General features: G+C 61.9%; 22 protein-coding genes. 13 read left to right on the top strand and 9 right to left on the bottom strand.

Annotated features, from left to right (window positions below):
* Nucleotides 1-3: 3 nt before the first annotated feature.
* Together WHJ28_RS08760 and WHJ28_RS08755 are read left to right on the top strand one after the other, a co-directional pair.
* Nucleotides 4-2,577: a M56 family metallopeptidase gene (locus WHJ28_RS08760; RefSeq protein WP_340041748.1), complete on the top strand. Its 2,574-nt coding sequence runs from the start codon at nt 4-6 to the stop codon at nt 2,575-2,577.
* The gene (locus WHJ28_RS08755; protein WP_340041746.1) at nt 2,574-2,735 is read left to right on the top strand and encodes a hypothetical protein; all 162 of its coding nucleotides are present in this window, start codon (nt 2,574-2,576) and stop codon (nt 2,733-2,735) included. Before WHJ28_RS08760 ends, WHJ28_RS08755 begins: the two co-directional genes overlap by 4 nt.
* Before the next feature lie 50 nt (nt 2,736-2,785).
* Here WHJ28_RS08755 and udk read toward each other — a convergent pair whose 3' ends face one another.
* From udk to selD, 5 genes are all read right to left on the bottom strand, one after another.
* Nucleotides 2,786-3,403, bottom strand: coding sequence for a uridine kinase (udk, locus tag WHJ28_RS08750; RefSeq protein ID WP_340041744.1), 618 nt, complete (start codon nt 3,401-3,403; stop codon nt 2,786-2,788).
* A 75-nt stretch (nt 3,404-3,478) separates the two neighbouring features.
* The gene (locus tag WHJ28_RS08745; RefSeq protein ID WP_340041742.1) at nt 3,479-3,739 is read right to left on the bottom strand and encodes a putative Se/S carrier protein; all 261 of its coding nucleotides are present in this window, start codon (nt 3,737-3,739) and stop codon (nt 3,479-3,481) included.
* The gene (locus tag WHJ28_RS08740) at nt 3,717-3,920 is read right to left on the bottom strand and encodes a sulfurtransferase TusA family protein (protein ID WP_340041740.1); all 204 of its coding nucleotides are present in this window, start codon (nt 3,918-3,920) and stop codon (nt 3,717-3,719) included. The genes WHJ28_RS08745 and WHJ28_RS08740 overlap by 23 nt, the downstream gene beginning before the upstream one ends.
* Nucleotides 3,921-3,930: 10 nt before the next feature.
* Nucleotides 3,931-5,004, bottom strand: a complete 1,074-nt coding sequence (yedE, locus tag WHJ28_RS08735; RefSeq protein ID WP_340041738.1) for a YedE family putative selenium transporter — start codon at nt 5,002-5,004, stop codon at nt 3,931-3,933.
* Nucleotides 5,005-5,201: 197 nt separating this feature from the next.
* On the bottom strand, nt 5,202-6,245 hold the full coding sequence (selD, locus tag WHJ28_RS08730; RefSeq protein ID WP_340041736.1) for a selenide, water dikinase SelD: 1,044 nt from the start codon (nt 6,243-6,245) through the stop codon (nt 5,202-5,204).
* 72 nt (nt 6,246-6,317) lie between these two features.
* Between selD and WHJ28_RS08725 the strand changes: the two genes are divergently transcribed.
* Together WHJ28_RS08725 and WHJ28_RS08720 are read left to right on the top strand one after the other, a co-directional pair.
* A complete protein-coding gene (locus WHJ28_RS08725; RefSeq protein WP_340041734.1) occupies nt 6,318-7,223 on the top strand; it encodes a selenium metabolism-associated LysR family transcriptional regulator in 906 nt (301 codons plus the stop codon).
* Between the two features lie 68 nt (nt 7,224-7,291).
* Complete coding sequence (locus WHJ28_RS08720; protein WP_340041732.1) at nt 7,292-8,380, top strand: hypothetical protein; 1,089 nt, start codon at nt 7,292-7,294, stop codon at nt 8,378-8,380.
* Between the two features lie 36 nt (nt 8,381-8,416).
* Here the strand turns inward: WHJ28_RS08720 and WHJ28_RS08715 are convergent, their stop codons facing one another.
* The 4 genes from WHJ28_RS08715 to WHJ28_RS08700 all read right to left on the bottom strand — a co-directional run bounded on the left by WHJ28_RS08715 (nt 8,417) and on the right by WHJ28_RS08700 (nt 11,491).
* Complete coding sequence (locus WHJ28_RS08715) at nt 8,417-8,596, bottom strand: hypothetical protein (protein ID WP_340041730.1); 180 nt, start codon at nt 8,594-8,596, stop codon at nt 8,417-8,419.
* A gap of 63 nt (nt 8,597-8,659) precedes the next feature.
* Nucleotides 8,660-9,070, bottom strand: coding sequence for a DUF3842 family protein (locus WHJ28_RS08710; protein ID WP_340041728.1), 411 nt, complete (start codon nt 9,068-9,070; stop codon nt 8,660-8,662).
* Nucleotides 9,071-9,086: 16 nt separating this feature from the next.
* Nucleotides 9,087-10,100 (bottom strand): aspartate--ammonia ligase, encoded by a 1,014-nt coding sequence (gene asnA / locus WHJ28_RS08705; protein ID WP_340041727.1) that lies wholly within the window; start codon nt 10,098-10,100, stop codon nt 9,087-9,089.
* A gap of 71 nt (nt 10,101-10,171) precedes the next feature.
* Nucleotides 10,172-11,491 (bottom strand): MATE family efflux transporter, encoded by a 1,320-nt coding sequence (locus tag WHJ28_RS08700; protein WP_340041725.1) that lies wholly within the window; start codon nt 11,489-11,491, stop codon nt 10,172-10,174.
* Between the two features lie 178 nt (nt 11,492-11,669).
* On the opposite strand from WHJ28_RS08700, the gene WHJ28_RS08695 reads away from it, so the two are divergent.
* The 9 genes from WHJ28_RS08695 (at nt 11,670) to WHJ28_RS08655 (ending at nt 21,153) form a co-directional block, all read left to right on the top strand.
* Nucleotides 11,670-12,365 carry a stalk domain-containing protein gene (locus WHJ28_RS08695; RefSeq protein WP_340041723.1) on the top strand — a complete coding sequence of 232 codons (696 nt, stop codon included), beginning with the start codon at nt 11,670-11,672 and terminating at the stop codon, nt 12,363-12,365.
* A 113-nt stretch (nt 12,366-12,478) separates the two neighbouring features.
* On the top strand, nt 12,479-13,693 hold the full coding sequence (locus WHJ28_RS08690) for an NADP-dependent isocitrate dehydrogenase (protein WP_340041721.1): 1,215 nt from the start codon (nt 12,479-12,481) through the stop codon (nt 13,691-13,693).
* 93 nt (nt 13,694-13,786) lie between these two features.
* Nucleotides 13,787-15,190 carry a transglutaminase domain-containing protein gene (locus WHJ28_RS08685; RefSeq protein WP_340041719.1) on the top strand — a complete coding sequence of 468 codons (1,404 nt, stop codon included), beginning with the start codon at nt 13,787-13,789 and terminating at the stop codon, nt 15,188-15,190.
* A 152-nt stretch (nt 15,191-15,342) separates the two neighbouring features.
* Nucleotides 15,343-15,540 carry a sulfur carrier protein ThiS gene (thiS, locus tag WHJ28_RS08680; protein ID WP_087188322.1) on the top strand — a complete coding sequence of 66 codons (198 nt, stop codon included), beginning with the start codon at nt 15,343-15,345 and terminating at the stop codon, nt 15,538-15,540.
* 3 nt (nt 15,541-15,543) lie between these two features.
* On the top strand, nt 15,544-16,173 hold the full coding sequence (thiF, locus tag WHJ28_RS08675; RefSeq protein ID WP_340041715.1) for a sulfur carrier protein ThiS adenylyltransferase ThiF: 630 nt from the start codon (nt 15,544-15,546) through the stop codon (nt 16,171-16,173).
* A 24-nt stretch (nt 16,174-16,197) separates the two neighbouring features.
* Entirely contained in the window at nt 16,198-16,962 is a 765-nt protein-coding gene (locus tag WHJ28_RS08670; protein ID WP_340041713.1) for a thiazole synthase, read from the top strand.
* 14 nt (nt 16,963-16,976) lie between these two features.
* The gene (gene thiH, locus WHJ28_RS08665) at nt 16,977-18,164 is read left to right on the top strand and encodes a 2-iminoacetate synthase ThiH (protein WP_340041711.1); all 1,188 of its coding nucleotides are present in this window, start codon (nt 16,977-16,979) and stop codon (nt 18,162-18,164) included.
* Nucleotides 18,151-18,747, top strand: a complete 597-nt coding sequence (locus WHJ28_RS08660; protein WP_340041709.1) for a thiamine phosphate synthase — start codon at nt 18,151-18,153, stop codon at nt 18,745-18,747. The genes thiH and WHJ28_RS08660 overlap by 14 nt, the downstream gene beginning before the upstream one ends.
* Nucleotides 18,748-18,912: 165 nt before the next feature.
* The gene (locus tag WHJ28_RS08655; RefSeq protein ID WP_340041707.1) at nt 18,913-21,153 is read left to right on the top strand and encodes a VWA domain-containing protein; all 2,241 of its coding nucleotides are present in this window, start codon (nt 18,913-18,915) and stop codon (nt 21,151-21,153) included.
* Nucleotides 21,154-21,163 lie beyond the last annotated feature (10 nt).

Raw genomic sequence — 21,163 nt, 5'->3', positions numbered from 1 at the left:
AAAATGACGGCATTCTTATCTCAGACGCTGTTTCCCGCCCTTTTGAACATGAGCCTCACCGCGGGTATCGTGATCCTGTGCGTGATGGCGGCACGGCTGGCCCTGAAGCGGGCCCCAAAGGTCTTTTCCTACGCATTGTGGGCGGTGGTGCTCTTCCGGCTGCTGTGCCCGGTGTCCCTGCCCTCCGGCATCTCCCTGCTGGGGGCTCTGGACGCCCCGGCCAGACAGGCAAGCCCGGTGGTGAGCACCGTAACCTATGTGCAGAGCGGAGAGCAGCCGGAGGTGCTCCGGCCCCAGACGGCAAAGCCGGAGACGCCTGCCTCTGACCCCGTGGTTCCTGTGGCTCCGGTGGAACCGAAGGCTCCCACTGTGGACTGGACCGCTGCTGCGGCCTGGGCGTGGCTGGCAGGCGTGCTGGGCATGGCGGGGTACAGCATCTTCGCCCTGCTCCGGCTGCATCGCAAACTGATTGGCAGCCTGCGTTTGCGAGACAACATCTATCTGGCCGACCACATCTCCACCCCCTTTGTGCTGGGGTTGGTGCGGCCAAAAATCTATCTGCCCTCCACCCTGACCGAGGGGGAGATGGGCTACATCATCCGCCATGAGCAGTACCACATCCGCCACGGGGACCATGTGGTGAAGGTGCTGGCCTTTGCCGCCCTGTGCCTCCACTGGTTCAACCCCCTGGTATGGGCGGCCTTCATTTTGGCGGGTAAGGACATGGAGATGCGGTGCGACGAAGCGGTGGTGCGGCAGCTGGGCGAGCGGGTCAAGGCCGACTACTCGGCCTCCCTGCTGGCCCTGGCCACCGGACGGCTCACCATCGCGGGCACCCCCCTGGCCTTTGGCGAGGGGGACCCCAAGGGGCGTATCCGCAACCTGCTGCGGTGGAAGCGGCCCCGGATGTGGCTGTCCCTGGTGGCGGGGGTGGCCTGCGTGGCGGTCATTGCCGCCTGCGCCGCCAACCCCGCCGGGCAGGCCAGTCAGACTCCTTCCAGCGAAAGCGGGAAGTATCAGAGTGTGGAGGACTTTGCCCAGCAGACCTTGGACAGTATCAAAGAGGTAACCTACTATAAATTCTCCAACGGGACAGCTGCCACCGAGGAGGCCACCGCCCAGGTCACCGGCACCAAGGTGGCCTGGCTGGACAAGATGGGCGAGGTGGAAGGACTGGCCCCCGAGGGCACCCTGGAGGCCTGGACCTTTAACTACCTGGTGCAGCTGGACGTTCCCGCCGAAGAAGTTGCCCTGGTGGGCGGCATGTACGAGAAGGACGGCTGGTTTGACCTGGAGGGCCAGGGTGGGCACAACATCGTCGCCCTGCGCTACCCCGACGGCACTTACGACGTTCTTTACGATCAGGTCGTCAACGACAACTTCGATTTCTTGGGCTATCACAAAAGCTATGAAGAGGCCATCTACGACTGGTATGTGACCGACCAGGGCCTGGACCTGCCGCTCTATGTGGGGGACTGGATCGAACAGGTTACCTACCCGTCGGAGGACTCCAAGCCCAGCAACTACCCGGTCCACCGGTACGACGGGGACGGCTGGTATCTCTATGTTCCTGTGATGGCCTGGACCCAGTGGTCGGCAGACCCGGTCCACAGTGTGTGGGTGTCCCAGTACAACACCGGTTCGGCCATCACGGTGGACTATACCAAGACCAACCTGGCCGACTATCTGGCGGAGGATACCGGGGGCATGACCCCTGCCGGTGACAGCGGACGGGTCTTTGAGGCCCAGTGGTACGGCTGGAACTACCGCTACTACTATGTGGAGGGGACAGAGGGCTGCTGGAGGATCACCATCCAGTGGCAGGACACCGCCATTACCGATTATCCTCACATCGCCATTGAGCCCCAGGTGATGGCCCTTATGGCGGAGAGCTTCACCCCGGACAGCCGGATCACCCTGTCGGGGCAAGGGCTGGCGATGGAGTCTGTGCTGAAGAATGCCAGCGGGCTGACCAGCCGCCTGGTGTGGGTAGATTGTAACCAGGAGACCGAGCTGACCCGTACCGGAACGGAGGCAGAGGTGCTGGAAGCAGCGGCGGCCAGGCTGGAGTCCATTGAGGACCCGGAGTCCTATATGGATGCCGACGGCGGGCTGTGCCTGTACCTGAACGGCCCGGGGGATTCCCACATCAGCGTCTACGCCATCCAGTCCCAGCCCTATACGGTGCTGCTGCGCTATGTGGGAGATATGGTCAACGAATCGGCCATCGTGGAGGACCCGCAGCTCTATCTCTACCTGATGGCCGCCGGGGAGAACACCAATGTGGAGCTCTACGACCTGGACGACGATGGATTCCAGGAAGCCCTGACCTGGCCCACGGGCGAGAAAAATAATGTGATCATCTATGATTTCTATGGCGATGAGATCCACAAAACCGACGCGGCCCGGGAACTGGGTGCCGACTTTGCCGACATCACGAGGCTCATCGGGAATATCCAGCTGGAATACGGTGATTTGGTGCTGGCTGATGTGGATGGAGTAGAGGGCGTATACCAGTACAAGGACGGGACGCTGACCTATGTCTGCACCCTGGAGGAGGCGCTGCTGAAAACATGATGGCAACAGAGAGGGTCCACCGGCTGTGGCTGGAGGATGAGGCCCGCATCGTCTCCTTCCACCCCATGGAGGGCTGGCGGCTGCTGAACTTTTGGGACCACGGCCATTTCATGGGCTTTCTCCAGAGTTTGCAGCAAAAGGGCTACCGGTTTCAATAAGAAAAGGGGACCTGTCGTACGGCAGGTCCCCTTTTTTGGGAAAATATAGGTTACTCCAGGGCGATATGGCTACGGATGCGCTGAATGATCATATCCATGGCCACCTGGTTGCGGCCGCCCTCGGGCACGATCAGGTCGGCATACCGCTTGGAGGGCTCCACGAATTGCTCGTGCATGGGCTTGACGGTGTTGAGGTACTGCTGAACCACTGAGTCCAGGGAGCGGCCCCGCTGCTTTACGTCCCGCATAATGCGGCGGAGGATGCGCACGTCGGCGTCGGTGTCCACAAAGAGCTTGATGTCCATCCGCTCCCGCAGGGCGGGCTCCACAAAGATGAGGATGCCCTCCACCAGAATGACTCTGGCGGGGCGGACCTCCACCGTCTCGGCTGCCCGGTTGTGCATGGTGTAGTCGTAGGTGGGGCTGTACACCGTTTCCCCCCGGCGCAGGGCGTCCAGATCGTCCACCAGACGCTGGGTATCGAAGGCATCCGGGTGGTCGTAGTTCAGCTTGCACCGCTCCTCATAGGGCATCTCGTCGTGCTGCTTGTAGTAGTTGTCGTGGTAGAGGATGGAGACCGCGTCCCCAAAGCGCTCCTTCAGACCCAGAGTCAGGGTGGTTTTGCCCGAGCCGGTGCCTCCGGCGATGCCGATGATCATGGTGTCCATTGCGTCCGCTCCCCCATTTTTTTATTTAGTATAGCATAATCCCCCCGGATGCTACAAGACATCCGGGGGGATTTCTCAGGTTTCCTCGTTCTCGAAGAGCAGCTGGTAGTCTCCCTCCTCATGGAGGTAAACCGCCTCCAGATCCTCATCGGCCCAGGCCTGGTCGAAGGGAAGGGAGAACTTCACGCAGGTACCGCAGGAGGCGGACAGCTTGCGGGGCACCGGCATCATCACCGCATTGTCCCCCAGGGCTTTCAGCTTCTTGTGGAAGGCGAGGGCCCCAAAGTGGGTGTGGAAGGTGGCGATGTGCTCTTTACTTGGTGATGGTGAGCTCATAGTCCTCACCCACCTCTTTCCAGGTCACCTGGTAGCCGTTGTTGGTGGCAAACCGGCGTATATTCTGGAGGGGAGTCTCGTTGTCCACCAGCACCACCAGTGGAGTGCCGTTTTTCAGGGCGTTTTTGGTCATAAGCACCGGCTCAGGGCAGGAATAGCCTCTGGCGTCCACTTGATTCATACTGTTCACCTCACGCTTTCTTGGTATTGGTCACGCCGATGATGCAAACCACCACCAGGCCGATGATCACGGCGATCTGACCGGCAAAGGTGGGGCCGTTGGCGGAGGAGGCCAGGCCAAAGTTGTGGCAGAAGGCGGCGCCCACCACCATGCCCAGCACGGCCACGGAGGAGTCGCTGTTGCCGCTGCCGGAGAGGATGAGCTGGCGCAGGGGGCAGCCGCCCAGCAGCACGGAGCCCAGACCCACCAGCACCATGCCCAGCAGGTTCCACAGACCGTCGGTGTGGGCAACGGCCTGACCGGCAAAGCCGGGGTTGAAGCCGCCCTTGAGGCCCATGCCGCCTACGATCAGGTTGCCCACCAGCACCGCCACGAAGATGGCCACGAAGCCCATCAGCAGGTGGAAGTCCTTGAGCATCATGGCGTCACGGATGCCGCCGGCCATGCACAGGCGGCTGCGCTGGGCAATGGCGCCCACCACCAGACCGGCGATGAGGGCGGCGGCGATGGGGGCCCGCATGGAGCCGGGGCCCTCGGTGGAGAAGATGATGAAGGCGGGAGCCGCGATCACCAGAATGAGCAGGCCCACGTTGACGGCGGGCATGAGCAGACCCTCGATCCTGGGCTGGGGCTGGGACTTTTTGAGGGAGAAGCCGGACTTCAGGAACAGGGTGCCCACGAAAATGCCGATGATGAAGCCGGCCAGGCCCAGGATGGCATTTCCGTCGCCGCCGCCCAGGCGAATCACCATCCGCAGGGGGCAGCCCAGGAACATGAGGGCGCCCACCATGACGCAGAAGCCCAGCACGAACCGGGTCATGGGGGAGGAGCCGCCCCGCACCTTGAACTCCTTGCCCGCCAGAGCCATGATCATGGCGCCCAGCACCAGACCGATGATCTCAGGCCGGATGTACTGCACAATGGCCGCCTGGTGCATCCCCACGCCGCCGGCGATGTCCCGCAGGAAGCAGGCAATACAGAAGCCCATGTTCACCGGGTTGCCCAGGGCGACCAGCACCACCGAGGCGATGCCTACCACCAGTCCGGCCAGAATGACCGGCAGGTGCTCTTTGAGCTTTGTCACACACAACACCTCTCAAAAAAATTTTCAGGAAAGCAAACAAACTTTCTCTTAAGCAGATTATAGCGCCGGTGTGTAAAAATTTGAAATACAAATTTTCCATAAATGAAATGAAAGATATAGAAAAAATCAATAAAGAGAGGTATAATGGGAAAACGCACAAAGGGCTGCCGCACAACGTGCGGCAGCCCTTTGTCGGCTTACGGTTTGATATGAACAAATTTTTCTCCTCTGGGACGTACCGCGCCCACGGCCACGGCGGGCACCCCGGCGTCCATCATCCGGCCCATGAGGGCGTGGAGCTGGCGCTCGGGCACGCTGAACAGCAGTCCGCCGGCGGTCTGCGGGTCGTAGAGACAGTCCAGCACCTCCCGGGGGACCGCGGAGTCCTCCAGGGTGTCGCCGGCGGTAAAGTCCATGTTGCGGTAGGCGCCGGCGGGGATGATGCCGTCCCGTGCCAGCTCCAAAGCCTTGGGCACGATGGGCACCTTACCCGCCCACAGCTCCATGGTGGTACCACTGCCCTCCGCCATTTCCTTCACATGGCCCACCAGACCGAAGCCGGTGATGTCGGTGCAGGCGCTGAGGGAAAGGGGCCCCACCGCCTGGGCGGCGTACTTGTTCAGGGTGGTCATCAGTTCCACCATGTGTTTGTAGTCGGCCTCCTTCAGCAGCTCGGCCTTGGCGGCGGTGGACAGCACGCCGGCGCCCAGTGCTTTGGTGAGCACCAGGATATCTCCCACCTTTGCACCGCTGTTGGTGAGGATGCGGCGGGGATGGACCAGCCCGGTGACGCACAGGCCGTATTTGGGCTCCTGATCCTCAATGCTGTGGCCGCCGGCGATGACCGCTCCGGCCTCAGTCACCTTGGAAGCGCCCCCTGCCAAAATATCCCCCACCGCCTCCACAGGCAGGCAGGAGGGGAAGGCCAGCAGATTCATGGCCAGCCGGGGCTCGCCCCCCATGGCGTATACGTCGGAGAGGGCGTTGGTGGCGGCAATCTGCCCGAAGGTATAGGGGTCGTCCACCACCGGAGGGAAGAAGTCCACCGTCTGGATCATAGCCACGTCAGGACTGACCTTGTAGACGGCGGCGTCGTCGCTGGAGTCATAACCCACCAGCAGGTTAGGGTCCGCCGCTTTGGGCAGGCCCGCCAATACATTCTTTAGGACACCCGGCCCTATTTTGGCACCTCACCCACCGGCCGTGGTCATGGCGGTCAGGCGCAGCTTCTCATACGGCATCTCATCACCCCCTGAGTGTTTGTTAGCAACAGTGTATCTTATTTCAACGAAAAAAGCAATCGGAGGCTTATCATGCAATTCAAACAACTGGAGGCATTTTTACAGGTGGCCCGCCAGCGCAGCTTTTCCAAGGCGGCGGAGGCCCTCTATCTCACCCAGCCCACCGTCAGCGCCCATGTGGCCGCCCTGGAGGACGAGCTGGGTACCCAGCTGGTGGTGCGCTCCACCCGGGAACTGCGGCTCACCGCCGCCGGGCGGGTACTCAGCCGGTACGCCGCCGAGATTTTGGGGCTGTGTCAGCGGGCGGCCCAGGATGTGCGTACCGCCGCCTCCTCCATCTCGGGGACCCTGTCGGTAGCGGCCTCCACCGTGCCCTCCCAGTACCTGCTGCCCCAGATCCTGCCCCTGCTGCGCCAGCGCTACCCCGACGTATTTTTCCAGGTCCGGCAGGGGGACAGCGGCCAGGTGGTCCAGTGGATGGTGGAAAACGGGGCGGAGCTGGGGCTGGTGGGGGCTCCGGTCCAGCGAGCGGGGCTGCTGTGCGTCCCCTTCTTCGCGGAACAGCTGGTGATTGCCACACCAAACACCCCGGAGTACCAGGCCCTGGGGGGCCAGATGACGCCGGAGATCCTGAGACACGCCCCCTTCCTGATGCGGGAGCCGGGCTCCGGCACCCGCAAGCAGGCCGAGCTGTATCTCAAGGGCATCGGCCTGGAGATTAAGAGTTTGACTATGGCAGCCCAGCTGGAGAGCACCGAGAGCATTCTCCAGGGGGTGAAGAACGGACTGGGTATCTCCATCCTGTCTGGCTGCGCTGCCCGGGAGGCGGCCCAGGAGAGCAAAATCCTGGTGTTTGCTCCGGAGAGCCCACTGTTGGAGCGGCAGTTCTATCTGCTCTATCGCAGGTCCAGCCCCCTCTCCCCGGCGGCCGCCATGCTGGTGGAGGAATTGCTCTACTTTTACCGGGACAAGATGTGACCGGCGCACCGTCCAACCTGCCCACGCATACCCTGAGAGTGAGAAACTTACTCTTGGAGGGTCTTTTTATGGAAGCGGAGGCAAGGATCTGTTATTACTTGGGGGCCAACGCCCCCACCGGCTTTTATTCTCTGTACGATCAGATGCTGGACCCGGAGAAGGCCCGGGACATCCGCATTTTGAAGGGCGGGCCGGGCTGCGGTAAATCCACCCTGATGAAGCAGGTGGGGCGGGCCATGGAGGAGACGGGTCATTTGGTGGAGTACATCCGCTGCTCCGGCGATCCTGATTCCCTGGACGCGGTCATCATTCCTGATTTGGGCGCGGCGGTGGTGGATGGCACCGCTCCTCATGTGGTGGAGCCCAAATATCCCGGCCTGGTGGAGAGCTATGTGGATCTGGGGGCGTGCTACGACCGGGGAGGCCTCCAGGCGGTGGAGACTGAACTGAAAGGGTGCATGAAGGGCTACAAGGCCTGTTACCCCCGGGCCTACCGCTGCCTCACCGCCGCCGCCCAGTTGGAGGAGGACGGCAGGGCCCTGCTGCTCACCCCTGCCCTGGAGGCCAAGATGGCCAAGCGGGCCAAGGGCATCCTGTCCCGGGAACTGAAGCGGGAAGGGGAGCAGGCGGGCCGGTCGGTCCAGCGTTTTCTGGGGGCGGTGACCTGGCAGGGAGTGCTGAAGGAGTACGGCACGGTGGAGGCCCAATGCGGCAGGGTGTATGAGTTGAGCGATACCTACGGCCTGGCCCACACCATGCTCACCTGTCTGGCCGCCGGGGCCATGGCGGCGGGCCACGATGTGGTAGCCTGCCCTGATCCCATGTTCCCCGACCGGATGGCCCATCTGATCGTCCCGGATCTGTCCCTGGCTTTTGTGAGCACCACCCCCGAGCAGCCCTGGCCCCGCCGGCCCTATCGCCGCATCCGCCTGGATGCCATGGTGGACGCCGAGCTGCTGCGGCGCAGCCGGGCCCGGCTGCGTTTTGCCCGGAAGGTGACCGCCGCTCTGATGGAGGAGGCGGTGGATGCCCTGGCCCAGGCCAAGGCCATGCACGATGAGCTGGAGGCCATCTACAATCCCCATGTGGACTTTGACCGGGTCCACGCCCGGGGGGAGGAGATCATAAAGGATTTCCTGGCACTGGAGCAGGTATAAAGAAAAGAAGCGGCCGCCGGTAGGCGGCCGCTTGTATTATGCAGATTGATTTTTCTGGGATTGGCTTCCAAAATAAAAGGCGATGACCACAGAGAAGATGGTGAGGAACTGATCGGCAGCCAGCCGACCGGTAATGGATAGGTGAAGGAAGCCCAGCGTCAGAAGCACGGTAACCATATTTTGTACCTGCATCATGCAGTGCAGGAGCTGTTTCACAGAGAGCACCTCACAAAAATAAGGATCGCGGAGCCTGGCTCCGCGATCCATTCTATGCAGGGTTCAGTCCTTCAGCAGCAGGTCCAGCTCCTCCAGGGCGCTGTCCAGCAGCTTGCTTACCGGCAGATCCTCCACGCCGGCGACGATGTTGTCGCACTGATTCATAGGGATGAGAATTTTTTTTGCGGGGGACTGGCCCACCGCCACCGCCATGGCCGGGGAGATCTCGCCCAGCAAAGCGTCGGCAATGACGATGCCCAGGGGCCCCATGATCACATCCGCCCGGCGGCAGGCCACCAGCAGGGCGTTCTCCCCGGTGGCGCCCTGAGAGGCGCCCCCCTTCAGCATGGCCGCCGTGGCCAGACCATTGGTGCCCACGGCAAAGACCTGTAAATTGGGGTGGCGGGCCACGATGCTCCGTACCAGCTGTTGGCCGATCCGGCCGCCCTGTCCGTCTACGACCAGAAGTTCCATAGCAGTCCTCCCTGTCTTACAGCAGAATGACGCCGGCGTCCTGGCAGGCCTTCATGGTCTGCTCATCCCAGACGCTGGCCTGGACTTCGCCGATGTGGGCCTTGCCCAGCAGCAGCATACATAACCGGGACTGGCCGATGCCGCCGCCGATGGTCAGGGGCAGCTTGCCCTCCAACAGCATCTTATGGAAGGACAGCTCCCGGCGGTCATCACAGCCGGCGATGGTGAGCTGGCGGTCCATGGCGGCGGGGTCCACCCGGATACCCATGGAGGAGACCTCGAAGGCACGCTCCAGCACCGGGTTCCACAGCAGGATATCGCCGTTCAGATTCCAATCGTCGTAGTCGGGGGCACGGCCGTCGTGTGGTTTGCCCGACTTGAGGGCCCCGCCGATGCCCATGAGGAAGGTGGTGGGGTGCTCTTTCACCCAGGCGTCCTCCCGCTCCTTGGGAGACAGGTCGGGCCAGCGGTCCTCCAGCTCCTGGGTGGTGACAAAGGACACGTCGGTGTCCAGCAGGGGCAGGGCGGTGAGCTGGGGGAACACCGAGCGCAGGGTGGACTGGGTCTCGGCCATGGCCTTCACAATGGTGGACACGGTGGCCTTCAGATAATCCACCGTCCGGTCCCGGGGGGCAATGACCTTCTCCCAGTCCCACTGGTCCACATACACCGAGTGGAGGTTATCCAGCTCCTCGTCCCGGCGGATGGCGTTCATGTCGGTGTACAGGCCCTCGCCCACTGAGAACTGATAGCGGTACAGAGCCATGCGCTTCCACTTGGCCAGGGAGTGGACTACCTGGGCGTCCCGGCCGGCGTCGGGAATATCGAAGGATACCGCCCGCTCCACACCGTTCAGGTCGTCGTTGAGGCCGGTGGAGGCCTCCACAAACAGGGGGGCGGAGACCCGGCGCAGGTGGAGGGCGCCGCCCAGGGTATCCTCAAAGAGCCGCTTTAAAAGGCCGATGGCCTTCTGGGTGTCATATAAATTGAGACAGGGGGCGTACCCCTGGGGGATCACGGTTTGCAGCATGGCGCAGCACTCCTTTTGTCTGGAATTACAATGTAACACATTATACAGGAAAAGTGGCCGGCATACAACCCCTACCGGTGCTCCAGCCACAGCTTTTGCCGGGCCCGGAGCACAAAGAAGCAGATACGCACGATCCAGTCTCCCACCATGGCGATCCACACGCCGATGACCCCCAGGCCAAAGTGGATCCCCAGGATGTAGCTGCATCCCAGCCGCACGATGATCATGGAGCAGATGGAGATGGCCATGGGCACCTTCACGTCGCCGGTGGCCCGCAGGGCATTGGGCATGGTAAAGGCCATGGGCCAGAACAGCATGGCGCAGCCGTTGTGGATGAAGATAAGAATGGTGGCATACCACTGGGTCTCGGGTGTGAGACTGTACAGCTTGAGGATCAGGGGCAGGCCCAGCAGCAGCACGCCGTTGAGGCCCCAGGTAAAGAGGTAAGTTATCTTCACCAGCTTGACGGTATAGGTGCGGACCTGGTCCCACTCCTCCGCCCCCACGCACTGGCCCACCACCGTAATAAGGGCCAGCCCCATGGCGCTGCCGGGGATGACCCCGAAGCTGTCGATGTTGTTGGCCACCGCGTTGGCGGCGGTCTGGGCGGTGCCGAAGGTGGAGATCAGGCTTACCAGCAGTACCCGGCCCAGCTGGAAGAAGCAGTTCTCCAGCCCATTGGGCACGCCGATGCGGAGGATGCGTCCCATCATAGGGGGCTCAAACCGGAACTTGAGCAGGCCGGACACCCGCACCGGGTTTCGATGGCTGTGGAGGAGCACCAGCATAATGACTGCGGCTGCCATCCGGGAGAGCAGGGAGGACAGGGCCACACCGTCCACCCCCCGGTGAAAGCCAAACACGAAGATGGCGTTGCCCACGATGTTTTGCCCGTTCATCCAGGCTGAGACGTACATGGAGGCCTTGGAGTTGCCCATGGACCGCAGCAGGGCGGCGCAGCCGTTGTACAGGGCGATAAAGGGGTAGGACAGAGCGGAGATGATGAAGTAGGTCACCGCGCCCTCCATCACTGCCGGCTCCACCTGGCCGAAGAGCAGCCCCAGCAGGGGGCGGCACAGGGCCAGGGACAGGACCATGATCGTAAAGGCGGCGGCGGTGACGATGTACATGAGCTGGTTGGCGGCCCGGTTGGCCCGGTCCAGGTTTTCCGCCCCGATGGACTGGGCGCACACCACCGCTCCGCCGGTGGCCAGGGCGGCAAAGACATTGATGATGAGCACGTTGATCAGGTCCACCAGGGCCACGCTGGACACGGCGGTCTCTCCGGCGGAGGAGACCATCATGATATCGGCCATGCCCACCATGACGGCCAGGAACTGCTCGATGATCAGGGGAATGATGAGCTTTTTCAGGGCTTGCTTGTTGAACATAAGGATCCTCTTTTCCCTCAGACGGGGAGTATAGTATGTAAAGAAGTATACTCCGGGGAAGGGGCAACAAACAAGTGGCTGATCATGTTGAAAAACATCAAAAAAAGGTTAAAGTTGCGGCGGAAAAGTGTTATAATACACAAAAATAGGAGAGTAGAAAAATTGTGAGGTGAATGATATGAAAAAGAGATCTGCAGCACTGTTACTCATGTTGACACTGACCTTTGGCTTTGGAGCTGGCGCCTATGCGGCGTCGACCAACCAGACAATTTCCGCGCTATTGGTTCCAGGTTTGAAAATCACCTACAACGGGCAGGAGCAGAAGATGACAGATGCGTCTGGTAACCCGGTGTATCCCATCAGTTACAATAATACCACCTATCTGCCGGTGCGGGCTGTAAGCGGCATGATTGGCTTGCCTATCGAATATGATGCGGACAACTTTTCGGTCAACATCGGCGCTGAAAAGCAGGTCGATTTGACCACCCGCTCTAACAGCGGAGCCACCAGACGTTCCAGCATTATTACAGATGCAAATGAACTCAAAGCAAATACGGAGGATGGCCCCAGAGTTTTCAGCAGCGGTATCTACTGGGATATCTGGAACGGAAGCCTGTCCGCATCGCCGCGGGATGCTATCATGTTTAATGTACAGGGGTATAATACCGTGACCTTTACCGCCTGGTCCGATGTAAATGCATCGGTTCGTGTTTATAATCAGGAGGGGAAGGAGTTTGCCTGGATTGATCTAAAGGCGGATGTTTCTGTTACCAAAACCTTGGATCTGACGGGCGTGAGCAAAATCGGGTTTGCAGCCAACGGCCCTACTGGCGATAAGGGAACCCTTAAGATCTTGGGGCCTACACTCCAGTGATTTTGTACATTTCAAAATAAAAGGCAAGAGGACTCTTGAGAGTCCTCTTGCCTTTTGTTTTGGATGCAGATATAATTTAACACAGCAGAACTCAAACGAGCAAGGAGGATACCATGGAGAAGATTCAGATGACCACCCCCCTGGTGGAAATGGACGGCGACGAAATGACCCGGGTGCTGTGGCAGCAGATCAAGGACGAACTGCTCCTGCCCTTTATCGACCTGAAGACCGAGTATTACGACCTGGGCCTGCCCTACCGGGAGCAGACCGGCGACCAGGTGACCGTGGATTCCGCCGAGGCCACCAAGAAGTACGGCGTGGCGGTGAAGTGCGCCACCATCACCCCCAACGCCCAGCGGGTGGAGGAGTACAAGCTCTCCCAGATGTGGAAATCCCCCAATGGCACCATCCGTGCCATCCTGGACGGCACTGTGTTCCGTGCCCCCATCATGGTCAAGGGCATCTCCCCGGTGGTCAAGACCTGGAAACGCCCCATCACCATCGCCCGTCACGCCTACGGCGACGTGTACAAGTCCACCGAGTACCGGGTGCCCAGCCCCGGCAAGGCTGAGCTGGTGTTCACCGGCGAGGACGGCAAGGAACAGTTCCGCCAGACCATCTATGACTTCGAGTGCGGCGGCGTGCTCCAGGGCCAGTACAACAAGGACAGCTCTATTTCCTCCTTTGCCCGCTCCTGCTTCCAGTACGCCATCGATACCAAGCAGGACCTGTGGTTTGCCACCAAGGACACCATCTCCAAGAAGTATGACCACACCTTCAAGGACATCTTCCAGGAGATCTTCGACGCCGAGTACAAGACCAAGTTCGACGAGCTGGGCATCGAGTATTTCTACACCCTCATCGACGACGCCGTGGCCCGTGTGGTCCGGTCTCAGGGCGGCTTTATCTGGGCCTGCAAGAACTACGACGGCGACGTGATGAGCGACATGGTGTCCACCGCCTTTGGTTCCCTGGCCATGATGACCTCCGTGCTGGTGAGCCCCGACGGCAAGTACGAGTACGAGGCCGCCCACGGCACCGTCACCCGCCACTACTACAAGTACCTGAAGGGGGAGGAGACCTCCACCAACCCGGTGGCCACCCTCTTCGCCTGGACCGGCGCCCTCCGCAAGCGGGGCGAGCTGGACGGCATTTCCCAGCTGGTGGACTTTGCCGACAAGCTGGAAAAGGCCACCATCGATACCATCGAGGGCGGCGTCATGACCCGGGACTTGGTGGGCCTGTGGGAGGGTGAGACCTCCGCTCAGGGCGTCAACTCTCTGGATTTCCTGAAGGCCATCCGTGCCAAGCTGGAGGCCAGCCTGTAACAGCCAAAGAGCAACTCTGACCAACAGGGGCAGCGGAGCGGCGGTCTGCCGTGCCGCTGCCCTTCTTTGATCCGGGGAGAAAGGAGGATCTCCATGAAAAAGCAGCTTCTGGCGGGGGCAATGTCCCTGGCCCTCCTGGCCGGGCTGGTACCGGCGGCGGGGGCGGATTCCACCCAACAGGCCCAGCAGGCGGCGGAGCACCTGTACTGCCTGGGCCTGCTGGACGGCGCGGGTACCGGCGGCGACGGGATGCCCAACTTCAATCTGGGGGGCACCATGACCCGGGGGGAGGCCATCACCATGGTGGTGCGGCTCACCGGCGGGAAGGAGGCTGCCCTTGCCGGCGGAAGCACCCACCCCTTCACCGATGTGGACAACTGGGGGGAGCCCTATGTGGCCTACGCCTATGCAAACGGCATCACCACCGGGGTGAGCGATACCGCCTTCGGCTTCCACAGTACCATCACCCAGGAGGAATACCTGACCCTGCTGCTGCGGGCCATGCACTATGACCATGTGGACTGGCGTAATCCCTATGCCGTCACCGACGGGCTGGGCCTGCGGGAGGGAGCGGACTATGTCCGGGACCAGACCTTCCAGCGGGGCGATATGGTCCTGCTGTCCGACCGGATGCTGGAGGTGACGCTGGCGGGGGAGGATGTCACCCTCTACGAAAAGCTGGATCTCCAGGGCGCGCTGGAGCGGCGGAAGCTGCCTGTTTCCAAGCTGCAGCCCGGTCCCACTGTAACGGTGGAGAGTACCTTTGCAGTCAGCAGCGTGGAGGACATGATCCGCCGGATGGCGGTCCAGGTGGACGCCCGCAACACCGCCCTCACCATCTACACCCCGGTGGGGCAGGAGAAGGACTACAGCGGCGCCCTGCTCACCCATGAGACCATCAACCGCTTCCCGGACGTGGATTCCATGGCCACCCGGTATTATCCCGATCAGGGCTACTTCACCGTGGAGATCCGCTACCGGGATTCCGCCCGGGTGATGGCCTATGTGGAGGGAAAGATGGATCGCCTGTCCGCCCAGGACATGGCCCTCTACGAGGAGGCGGTGCGTGTCCACGACAGTCTGGTGGACAGCACCATGAGCCAGTATGAACGGGTAAAGGCCTTCCACGACTACCTGTGCGACACCGTCACCTATCAGCAGAACGGTGCGGAGAGCCACACCGCCTATGGCGCGCTGGTCAGCCACGCCGCCGTATGCCAGGGATATACCCAAGCCATGGACCTGCTGTGTTTCCTCAGCGGCATCGACTGTGAGCATATCTTCGGTCAGGCCACCGCAAACGGCGTGACGGAATATCACGCCTGGGTGCGGGTGAACATCGACGGGAACTGGTACAATGTGGACCCCACCTGGGACGACCAGGTGACCTATATCTCCTACGACTATTTCCTGGTGTCCGACGGCCATATGGACGGCCACATCTGGACCGCCTACCCCAACTGGCCTGTCTGCCCCAGCGACTATCCCCGGCCCTGAGGGCCCGGTGGAAAACTGTGCCTTGACAAGGGAAAAGACCAGTGCTATGGTATAGCACAGAGTGAAGCTGAAAGAAGGCGTCACGAAGGGGTACACCACCGCGGGTGTAGTTCTTTCGTGACGCCTTTTTTGCGTTTGGAAGGAGGCAGATTATGCTGCAAGTCAACGGCCAGCCCATGGACCGGACAGGTCTGCATACTGTGCAGGACCTGCTGGACAAGCAGGGCTGGAAGGCCGCCCAGGTGGCGGTGGAGCACAACGGCGCCATTCTCCGCCGGGAGGACTTTTCCACAACCGCTCTGTCTGATGGGGACAAGCTGGAGGTGGTGCGGTTCGTGGGGGGAGGCTGACCCATGGACCGGGAAACGCTGGAACAGGCCCTCATCGCCCGCCACGGGGCGGAGAATCAGAAAAAATTTGCCGCCGCCTCGGTGGGCATCGCAGGCCTGGGGGGCCTGGGCTCCCACATTGCCGTCCATCTGGCCCGGCTGGGGGTGGGGCGGCTGGTGCTGGCCGACTTCGACCGGGTGGACGTGACCAACCTCCACCGGCAGCACTACTTTATCCCCCACCTGGGGCGGTACAAGACTGAGGCCCTGGCGGAGCAGCTCAGGGGGATCAACCCCTGGCTGAACTATGAGATCCACACCTGCAAGGTAAGTGCGGACAACGCCTGTACCCTGTTTCAGGGGTGTCAGGTGGTGTGCGAGGCCTTCGACCAGGCTGACCAGAAGGCCATGCTGGTCCAAGCAGTGCTTACCGGCCTGCCGGACACTTTGCTGGTGGCGGGCTCCGGCATGGCGGGAAGCGGCTCGGCCAACGCCATCCGGACCCGCAAGGCCATGAGACGCCTCTGGCTCTGCGGCGACGGGGAGAGCGATATCAGCCAGGGCCAGGGACTGATGGCTCCCCGGGTGGCGGTGTGCGCCTCCCATCAGGCCACTATGGTCATGCGGCTGCTGCTGGGACAAATGGAACCATAAAGACAAAGAAAGGAACGAACAACCATGGCAGATCAACTGATTTTGGGCGGACACGCCTTTACCTCCCGATTCATTCTGGGCTCGGGCAAATATTCTCTGGACCTGATCCGGGCGGCGGTGGAGCACGCCGGGGCCCAGATCATCACTCTGGCTCTCCGCCGGGCCAACTCGGACACCGACAGCATCCTGGATCACATCCCCCAGGGAGTCACCCTGCTGCCCAATACCTCCGGCGCCCGCAACGCCGATGAGGCGGTGCGGATCGCCCGGCTGGCCCGGGCCTGCGGCTGCGGCGACTTCGTGAAGATCGAGATCATGCGGGACAGCAAGTATCTGCTGCCCGACAACTACGAGACCATCAAGGCCACCGAGATCCTGGCCAGGGAGGGCTTTGTGGTCATGCCCTATATGTATCCCGACCTGAACGTGGCCCGGGATCTGGTGGACGCGGGGGCGGCCTGCGTCATGCCGCTGGGCGCTCCCATCGGCTCCAACAAGGGGCTGGCTACCAAAGAATTCATCCGCATCCTCATTGACGAGATCGACCTGCCTGTCATTGTGGACGCCGGCATCGGCCGGCCCTCCCAGGCCTGCGAGGCCATGGAGATGGGCGCCGCCGCCGTGATGGCCAACACCGCCATCGCCACCGCCGGGGATATCGCCGCCATGGCCGGGGCCTTTAAGTCCGCCATCGAGGCGGGCCGGGCGGCCTGTCTGGCCGGGCTGGGCCGGGTGCTGGACCACGGGGCGGCAGCTTCCTCCCCCCTCACCGGATTTCTGGCGGACTGAGAGGAGGAAGAGACATGGATCAGCCTATGGAAGGCATTACCGTGGTGGAGGTCAAGGATAAGATCGACCACATGACCTATCTGCCCGGCATGGAGCAGATCGACCCCACCGTCCGGCTCCAGGTCGTTGCGGCCCGGGACGGCTACGATGAGACCATTTACACCGCCAAGGACGTGCGGGCCGCTCTGGACGCCGATGTGCGTACCCCGGAGCACTTTGCCGCCCTGCTGTCCCCGGCGGCGGAGCCCTTCCTGGAGGAGATGGCCCAAAAGGCCCGGATGGAGAAGCGGCGGTACTTCGGCGACAATGTGTATCTCTTTACCCCCATCTACATTTCCAACTACTGCGAGAACTACTGCATCTACTGCGGCTTCAACTGCCACAACAAGATCCGCCGGGCCAAGCTGGATATGGCGGGCATTGAGGCGGAGATGGCCGCCATTGCCAAAACCGGCCTGGAGGAGATTTTGATCCTCACCGGTGAGAGCCGGAAGATGAGCGACGTGCAGTACATCGGTGAGGCCTGCAAGATCGCCCGGAAGTATTTTAAAATGGTGGGCATCGAGGTCTATCCCATGAACTCTGACGAGTACGCCTGCCTCCACCAGTGCGGGGTGGACTATGTGACGGTGTTCCAGGAGACCTACCATGCCGACCGGTATGAGCAGCTCCACCTGGCGGGCCACAAGCGGATCTTCCCCTACCGTATGGAAGCCCAGGAGCGGGCTCTCATGGGCGGGATGCGGGGGGTGGCCTTTGCCGCCCTGCTGGGACTGGACGACTTTCGGAGGGACGCCTTCGCCACCGGAATGCACGCCTGGCTCCTCCAGCGCAAGTATCCCCACGCCGAGATCTCCTTCTCCTGCCCCCGGCTGCGGCCTATCGTCAACAACGACAAGATCAACCCCAAGGACGTCCACGAGCGGCAGCTGCTCCAGGTCATGTGCGCCTACCGCCTGTTCATGCCCTTTGCCGGTATGACCATCTCCACCCGGGAGCGAGCGGGCTTCCGGGACCGGGTCATCGACATTGCCGCTACCAAGATCTCCGCCGGGGTATCCACCGGTATCGGCGGCCACTCCGGTGAGGAGGAGGGGGACGACCAGTTTGAGATCGCCGACAACCGGGATGTGGAGCAGGTGGCTCAGGCCATCCGGGATCAGGGCCTCCAGCCGGTAATGAACGATTATGTCTATGTTTGAGCTGGTGTGCGTGACCCACCGGGGGCTGTGTGCCGATGCTCTGGCCCAGCGGGTGGGCCAGTTGTGCCGGGGCGGCGTAAGTAAGGTCATCCTGCGGGAGAAGGACCTGCCCGAGGAGGAATATGAGGCCCTGGCCCGGCAGGTACTGGCCGCCGGGGGAGACAAGGTGGTACTCCACCATTTTCCCCGGGTGTGTCAAAGGTTGGGCGTGCCACGGCTCCACCTGTCCCTGGGGCAGCTGGAGGCCAATCCTGACCTTCGGGAGCAGGTGAAGCTGCTGGGCGTGTCCATCCATGCCCCTGAGGAGGCCGTCCGGGCCCAGAAGCTGGGGGCGGACTATGTAACGGCGGGCCACGTCTTTGCCACCGACTGCAAAAAGGGCCTGCCCGGCCGGGGGCTTCCCTGGCTGGAACAGGTGGTGAAGGCGGTATCCATCCCGGTGTACGCCATCGGCGGCATTGCTCCGGACAACCTGGCTGCCGTGGCCCAAACCGGGGCGGCGGGAGCCTGCCTCATGAGCGCTCTGATGGCTTGTCCAGACCCGCAGATCTATGTGGAAGGACTGCGGAAAACAACAGATTGAACCGAGAAGGCGCGGCGCTGTCCGCGCCTTTTTCATTGTCTCTATATTCGGAAGATGTTTCTAGTACAGGAATACCTTGACAGAGTAGGCGGGTGTGGGTAAACTGGAAATAACATCCGTCGAATTTCCCCGAAATGGGGGCGCGGAAGAGAGAGGAAGATGGGTATGTTTTGTTATCGATGCGGCGCCCAGCTGACCGGAACAGAAAAATTCTGCGGACACTGCGGCGCACCTCTGGAGCAGGCCATGAAGTCCATGGGCCAGGACCAGACCCCGCCGCCCACGGAACAGCCGGTTCAAGAGACGGAGCCTCCTCCTGTGGAGGAGCAGCCCGTCCAGGAACAGCCGGTTCAAGAGACGGAGCCCCCCATACAGGAGCCGGGAACCCCGCCCGGATGGGATGTTCCTCCCACCCAACCGCCCCAGCAAGGGCCTGTCTATGCTCCGGGCCCCGAGGGGCCTGAGAACGGCCAGCCCCCCGCCCCCAAGGGCGGCAAAAAGAAGTGGCTGCTGCCCGTGATTATTGCGGCGGCTCTGGCGGTGGGCATCGGCGGCTTCTTGCTGTACCGGAACATCAGCACAAACCAGGCCTATCAGCAGGCTGTGGAGCAGGGGCGGAGCGCCCTGGACCGGGGCAGCTACGCCCAGGCGGTGGAGTACTATGAGCAGGCCCGGGAGCTGCGGGGCCTGGAGAGCGCCGACCGGCTGGCCCTGGCAGAGGCCTATCTGGCTCAGGATGACCGGACAGCGGCGGCCCGGCTGCTGGAGGAGAAGCCACTCCAGGAGGGAGAGGAGAAGTATGTCCTCTACCAGAAGCTGTACGCCCTGTGCATCCTCTCCCCTGAAGTGGACGATGTGGATGCCGACAACTTCCCGGTGGTCACCCTGAAGCTGGACTGCGATCAGCCCTTCCCTCTGGAGTTGTCCGAGGTGGGTATCCAGGAGGACGGCCAGGCCTGTGAGGTGCAGTCGGTGACCCAGGAGAACGGCCAGGTTAAGATCACCTATCTGACCTTTGACGCCGAGTACAGCGAGGAGCACCGCCAGCCCGCACTTACCTTCTCTGTGGACGGTATCTCCGCGGAGCGGGAGGGAGAGTACTATACCCCCTACTTCGTGCCAGCCCGGCTGCGTCTGGTGTCCACCGACGTCAGCCAGTATCCCGTGGTCCGGGCCTATTTCCAGGTGGTGGATGACTATAACGGAGAACCGGTGAAAGGCCTGGATTCCAATGCCTTCCGCATCATGGAGCGGGTGGAAGGCGGCGAGTATCTGGCCCGGGAGGTCAAGTCGGTGCTGCCGCTGGAGGGCAACGACGGCCTGAAGATCGACCTGGTGGCCGATAAGAGCGACAGCATCACCGAGTACGACATGGACAAGATCAAGACCGTCATGACGGAATTCGTGCAGGAGCTGGACTTTGCCCTGGGTGACCGGGCGGAGGTGCTGGCCTTTGACTCCATCGTGCAGCAGATGTGCTATTACACCGACGATGTGGGCCTGCTGGTCAATGGCATCAACAATATGTCCACCGACGGCCTCACCGCCTTCTATGACGCGGTGTACGACGGCGTGACCAACGCCACCCTTCAGGGCGGCGCCCGCTGCGTCATTGCTTTTACCGACGGCATGGACAACCGCAGCCGCCATACCCCGGATGAACTCATCCGCTACGCCAATACCCAGCAGACCCCGGTGTATATCATCGGTGTGGGCGGCTCGGTGGAGACCGGCACTCTGCGCCGCATTGCCGAGAGCACCGGCGGCCGCTACTGGTACATCGATGATCTCTACGACCTGGAGGCCATCTTCCAGCAGATCTATGACGAGCAGATGGACTACTATATCGTGGAGTATGAGAGCGACAGCGCCGCTGACAGCTATGCCACCCGGGACCTGCAGGTCAAAGTGTCCGGTCAGGGCTACCGGGGAGAGAGCGAGTTGACCGTTACCCCGGTGCGCAGCATTCGGGACGACGGCGGCGTGGGCGGCGAACACCGCTACGAGCTGTTCAAAGAGAGCCTGACCTGGGAGGAGGCCTCCCGCCGCTGCCAGGAGATGGGCGGCCATTTGGCCACCATTACCTCTCAGGAGGAGATGGACCAGATCACTGCCATGGCGGAGGCCCAGGACGTGCGGTATATCTGGCTGGGCGGCTACACCTCCTATGACGACGCTGGTAATGTGTTCGGCCACTGGGTCACCGGCGAGGCCTTCAATTTCCAGGCCTGGTCCGCCAACGAACCCTCCCGTCAGGATCAGGATGGCACCGAGGAGTGGTATATCATGCTGTGGAACATCAAGGCGGTGGGCGGCTGGTGCTGGAATGACCAGCGCAACGACCCGGTCTCCGCCGTGCCCACCATGGCTGACGGTATGGGCTTTGTATGCGAATTTGAAGAATAAGGAGCGGGGA

The organism is Flavonifractor porci, assembly GCF_037572415.1.
Classification (GTDB): domain Bacteria; phylum Bacillota; class Clostridia; order Oscillospirales; family Oscillospiraceae; genus Flavonifractor; species Flavonifractor porci.
This window is presented reverse-complemented; position numbering and strand designations above follow the sequence as displayed.